The sequence below is a fragment of the Belnapia moabensis DSM 16746 genome (genome assembly GCF_000745835.1).
Taxonomy (GTDB): domain Bacteria; phylum Pseudomonadota; class Alphaproteobacteria; order Acetobacterales; family Acetobacteraceae; genus Belnapia; species Belnapia moabensis.
On record NZ_JQKB01000180.1, the window covers coordinates 1 to 5,197 of the forward strand.

Genomic DNA, 5,197 nt, shown 5'->3' on the forward strand with positions numbered 1-5,197 from the left:
TACTGGCCTTCCTCGGCAGCGTTGGCCATCGTCATCAGCTTGCCGCTTTGGGGCGTACTGCTAATCGGGGGCCTAGTAGCCGAAGCGTGGCTGGAGCGTTCATTGGTGGCCTCCAAGGAACGGACCGATATCTAGCCCGGGCCGCAGCAGAGCCACCGTCCAAGACCATGCGGAGAGTGGCTTCGGCGGCATCATCTCCGCACCTTCGGCGAGTTCCGTCGCAACCTCAGCCGCCGACCGCGCTTAGGTCACTCCGCCAACCGCCTCTCCGGCCCCAAGCGCCGTAGCCCCGCTGGCTCTGGTGACCGATTGATCGCCCGTCGCGGTCCCAAAGCGGAGAACTGGCATTGGCGTCCCATCTAGCCGGTCGAACTCGACAACGACATCGCCCACGAACTTCTCCGCCCCGGAAACGCGCAAGCGCAGAACCCAATGCGGCGCATAAGGCCAGCCGTGGCGAAATGCCCCGGTGTACACCGTGCTCACCGCCTGCACGGCAATCAGAGCAGCGACATATTCAGGGTAAGCCCCAGCCTGAGAAGTGGCTACGAAGCGGGTATCGACACTCACCCCGTCTGCTTCGGCTACGAAGCAGCCGCCACGGCCCGCGCTATTCCAATGACCCGCGCAGCCAGCACCAGCAGGCCGATCGCTGCCGGCACGTCCTCAAGCCACAGGAAGGCACCTACGGTTTCGCAGACATGGCCTCTCGCGCCAATCCCGTAAGCCAGCACGAAGACCGACGCCTTCGGGTGGCGCTAGCGAGCCCATCCGGGCATACTGGATCGGCACGGCATAGCCAGCCAGTTCGGTAAACCTTGCGGCGACTATGGCGCTGCCTCCCCTCGCCTCTGCGGTTCTCATCTACCGCGGGCGGGATGGTCGAGCGCGCAGCGACGGCGGCCATCCCAAGGACGCCCCGGCGCGGCTGTATGGCGCAACTCGGCGTCACCGCGGACTTCAGGATGATGACCTGAATGACGTGGTAGATGATGAGGATGATGACGAGGAGATCGCGGCGTGAGCGACAGAAGGGCTTTTCGGCAACAACTGCGGCGGCGCAGACTACGATAGCTTGTGGGAGAGGCACGATGGTAGGGCGTCCTTAGCGGCAGGCGTGAGGCGCGCCGGTTTCGCCATCGGCCGGGCCTTCAGCATCGGCCACGGACTGTGGCGCTGTGCCGGTGTCCGGACCTACATCATCCCCGAGCATTCGCCCCTGGTCCTGCATTGGTCTTGGAACTGCCGGACAAGACCAGCGAGGAGCAGCGCTTCCTCGATATGGTCCGAGCCCGCTCGCACAGAGCATCCATTCACAACCACAAGCGTTCTTCCGAAGGTCAGCAAGGGGGACGTTTATGTCTGGTCTACCTATCCCGCCAACCGACCCGATGCCCCCCAAGCCGCCGACGGGCCATCCCGATCCCGATCCGCAGCCTGAAATGCCGCCCAAACCGGTGCCTGAGAACCCGTATCCTGTGCATTAGGCGGAAGCACTTAGGGCCGCGGCCGGGCCATGCGTTTCAGGACGGCGACCTGCCGGAAGAACTCCTGCCGCGGCTGGGCGGGGCTGCCGACCAGCGCCACCCCGCAGGGCACGTCCGACATCACGCCTGCCTGGGCGCCGATCTTCGCACCCTGGCCGATGCGGATATGCCCGGCGATGGCCGCTTGTCCGCCGACCTGTACGAAGTCTTCGAGCACCGTCGAGCCCGCGATCCCGACCTGCGCCACCACCACGCAGCAGCGGCCGAGGCGGACATTGTGGCCGATCTGCACAAGGTTATCGAGGCGCGACCCGGCACCGATCATCGTATCGCCGGTTGAGCCTCGGTCGATGGTGCTGTTCGCGCCGACCTCCACGTCGTCGCCCAGCACCACGCGTCCAAGATGAGGGACGGAGAGAAATCCGGAGGCCGTGGCGGCGAAACCAAACCCCTCCTGGCCGATGCGCGCGCCGGGGTAGACATAGACCCGCGCGCCCAGGAGGGCATGGCTGAGACTGGCGTGCGCGCCAATCCGGCAGTCGGGGCCGATCACCACGCTCTCGCCAATCGCGGCGTAGGGACCAATGCGGCAGCGGGCGCCGACCTCCGCCCCAGCCTCGACCAAGGCGAAGGGGCCGACCTCTGCCGAGGGATCGACCCAGGCGCTCTCGGCAACGATAGCGGTCGGATGTACGCCTGAGCGCAAGGGCGGTGCTGGATAAAATAGGGCAGCCACCCGCGCCCATCCCGCGTAGGGCTCCGTCGTGACGATCGGCACCACCCCTGCGGGCACCCGTTCGAGCATGTTGGGATGCACGATCACCGCGCCTGCCGAGGTTGCTTCCAATGCGGAGGCGTAGCGCCGGTTGTCGAGAAAGCTCACCTCGTTCGGCCCAGCAGCCTGCAACGGAGCGACGCCTGTTAGCAGCAGCCCGGTTCCCGGTGCCGTGCCGCATGCCGCCTCGGCGACGGTGGCGAGCGGGTGTGGCCCACTCCGAGCAAAGAAGCGCGGGTCGCCGATCGCCATTCTGGCATGTCCTCCCTTGTTGAGGCTCATGGTAACGCCTGCTGTCCGCGCTGCCATCCCTCGATGCGTTACTGAGACAGCCGACAATGACTTAGGTCGCGCCCTGGCATCCGCGCCAAGGGTTCTGAGCCGGTCCATGCAGTGGCCCTTTACAGGAGCCCCGGCACCCAGCCGGTCGCGCTCAGCGCTTCCCAGGCCGCGACCGAGGCAATCGAGAGCATGACCAGCGCCACAGCCAGGGCGACGCTGAGCAGTACCCCGTCCTCCTCCAAGTAGGCGAAAGCAACCAAGCCGATCACCAGGGCGAGCGGGATGTTGCTGAGCGGAACGGGAGCAAGAAGGCTGGCGGCGAGTAGAAGCACGACACCGCCAACCACCCGCTTCGTCGCCCGGAATGGTGTCGCCCAGCGCGGGCGGATGTAGCGTTCCATAAAGCGGATCACCGGCACGAGCCGATCCACGAGCCGAGCCAGCCGCCGGGTCTCGAACTGGCGGGCCGCGATGCGGCGAGGAAACACTGGGCCGCGCCGGGCCAAGATCATCTGGGCCGCCGGAACCGCGAGCAGTGCCCCAGCGAGGGCAGAAACACCCGGCAGCAGGCCGAGCAGAGCCAAGAGCAGCAGGACGATGCCGAACGAGCGGTCGCCCAACCGGTCCAGCAGCCAAGCGAGCGTCACCTGCTCAGGGGCTTCATGGCCGAAAAGGTCAGTCAGAACTACGGAGGTGGGCGCGCGCGTAGTCATACAAAGCTGGTAACACGGCGAGGCACTGGTCAGGTGCGCAAAGGGTTGCGCTCGACCAGCATCCCGATCAGGCGCAGCAACTCCTCGCGCTCCCGGCCGCTGCTGCGTCGGGCAGGAATTCCCGGACACCGCCACAGGAAGTTCAGCTACCGGATGATGCATTGGGTTCGTGCCTGAATGAAGGCGAACCCAAGCGGGAGCGTCCGCCCAGTATTGGCAAAGGGGCCTGCAACCAGAGTCGTGCAGCCTCGCCTCGATGTGCCCCTACGTCGTCAAACCCGATCAGAAATTGGACGCGACATGCGGTGACGGTCGATGCTGGTGGGGGTCACGCCCAAGCAGCACCGGGCGGCACCGGCCTAAACGCTTCGCGGAAGAGGGCGAGCCGGCGGAGGTAGAAGGAAGCGCACTTGCAAGGACCCGTCGCCGCCTGAACGGCTTCGGGTCCTTCCATTCGCAAATCTCGCGGTCGTCTCCCCTGCAAGCTGGTGAACGAGGTTCGGCGGGTGATACCGTGACGACAACCAGCAGGCATAAGCGGGAGGACGGCAATGGGACCGCGGCAGGAGCACTTCCGCATGATGGCTCTCTACAACCAGTGGGCCAATGGCCGCCTCTATGCCGCTGCCGGGCAGATCGCGCCTGAAAGCCTAGCCGAGGACCGCGGCGCCTTCTTTGGTTCCCTGCTTGGGACGCTCAACCACCTCCTTGTTACCGATCGCTTATGGATGAGCCGCCTGGACGAGGAGAGCCCGCCCGGTACGCGGCTCGACGAGGTGCTGCACCATGACTTCGACGACCTCCGCGCGGCACGGCTAGTGCAGGACAGGAAGCTCGTGGATTACGCCCACGGGCTGAGCGAGAAGCGCCTCGCCGAATCCCTTGACTACGCCACGAGCAGCGGCGCCCCGCATTCGCAGCCGCTCCACCACGTCCTCGCCCACCTGTTCAATCACCAGACTCACCACCGCGGGCAAGCTCACCACCTCGTCGGGATGGCGCTGGGGCGCGACAAGGCACCCGTCCTCGACCTGCTTGCCTTCCAGCGCTCCACCGTGCCCGTGCCGGGCGCAGTTAGTGGGCCAATATCGCCACCTCGATTGCTGCCCGATGATGCAGGAGCGAGTGCTGTCGAGACTCCACCGATCGGCCATGTTGTCATCGACGCCTATGCCGAAGCTGCCGACCCGGCCGGGGAGGTAAGAAGCACCAAGCGGGTTCCTGCGCCCGACAGTCTCGGTGGATAGCTAGTATGGCCTCGGGTGCCGGCTGCACGTTGGCTAAGGTGCAACGAGCAACGAGGTGACGGCTCCGGACTCCGATGCGTGCCTCACGACCCCTACAGCCCGGCACGCCGCAGCGGCAGAGTGCCGCTGTCTCCTTGCCGGGATAGACGTTCCCGTCAGCCTACCTCATCTCGATCGTCCCGCTGACGATGTACGGCCCATTCGTCCGGATGGTATTGGCTACGCTCCCCGTTTGATGTCTCTCTTCTCGGGCGGCGGCCGTTCGCCCTCCGTAGCCTCCCGCTCGGCCACCCGCTTCGTCATGTGCGCCACGACTTGCTCCGCGGTGCCGTAGAAGATATCGGTTCCCCAGGGGTGGCTAATGCACCAGCGGCTCGCCCCATCCTCGGCGCGCCCCATCCGCCTCGCCTCAGCCTGCCCATGCGATGTCGGCAGGATGAGCACATCACCCGCTGCTTCGGCCACTGGCGTCCTCCCTCTCTTGCTTGGCCAGATCGATGATGCACGCCTTTGCAGCCCAGTTGGAAGCGAGACATCGCGGTGGAAAGCGGCGTTCGCACTTGGAGTGGACATCGAGATCAACGCAGCGCCATCCAGAGATGTCAGACGCGCTTGCCTAACTGCGGGGGCAGAACCGGTCACCTGCTGCCCGCCATCCCATCATGTCGTTAACCCAGTCCTCAGTGTCGCCCA

The 5,197-nt window shown here is 65.7% G+C and carries 4 protein-coding genes; 1 reads left to right on the forward strand and 3 read right to left on the reverse strand.

Annotation, left to right across the window (positions count from 1 at the left end; all coding sequences use genetic code 11):
* Positions 1-1,497: 1,497 nt before the first annotated feature.
* Both lpxD and EP26_RS29640 read right to left on the reverse strand, forming a co-directional pair.
* On the reverse strand, positions 1,498-2,514 hold the full coding sequence (gene lpxD / locus EP26_RS29635; protein WP_043344820.1) for a UDP-3-O-(3-hydroxymyristoyl)glucosamine N-acyltransferase: 1,017 nt from the start codon (positions 2,512-2,514) through the stop codon (positions 1,498-1,500).
* 149 nt (positions 2,515-2,663) lie between these two features.
* Positions 2,664-3,257, reverse strand: a complete 594-nt coding sequence (locus tag EP26_RS29640; RefSeq protein WP_043344821.1) for an exopolysaccharide biosynthesis protein — start codon at positions 3,255-3,257, stop codon at positions 2,664-2,666.
* A gap of 578 nt (positions 3,258-3,835) precedes the next feature.
* Here EP26_RS29640 and EP26_RS29645 point away from each other — a divergent pair.
* A complete protein-coding gene (locus EP26_RS29645; protein ID WP_211259619.1) occupies positions 3,836-4,504 on the forward strand; it encodes a DinB family protein in 669 nt (222 codons plus the stop codon).
* A gap of 219 nt (positions 4,505-4,723) precedes the next feature.
* Here the strand turns inward: EP26_RS29645 and EP26_RS29650 are convergent, their stop codons facing one another.
* The gene (locus tag EP26_RS29650; protein WP_043344823.1) at positions 4,724-4,969 is read right to left on the reverse strand and encodes a hypothetical protein; all 246 of its coding nucleotides are present in this window, start codon (positions 4,967-4,969) and stop codon (positions 4,724-4,726) included.
* Between the last annotated feature and the right edge of the window lie 228 nt (positions 4,970-5,197).

Excerpts from the sequence above, each read along its gene's own strand:
- lpxD (WP_043344820.1), bottom strand. The coding sequence starts at position 2,514 with ATGGCGATCGGCGACCCGCGCTTCTTTGCTCGGAGTGGGCCACACCCG.
- EP26_RS29640 (WP_043344821.1), bottom strand. The coding sequence starts at position 3,257 with ATGACTACGCGCGCGCCCACCTCCGTAGTTCTGACTGACCTTTTCGGC.
- EP26_RS29645 (WP_211259619.1), top strand. The coding sequence starts at position 3,836 with ATGATGGCTCTCTACAACCAGTGGGCCAATGGCCGCCTCTATGCCGCT.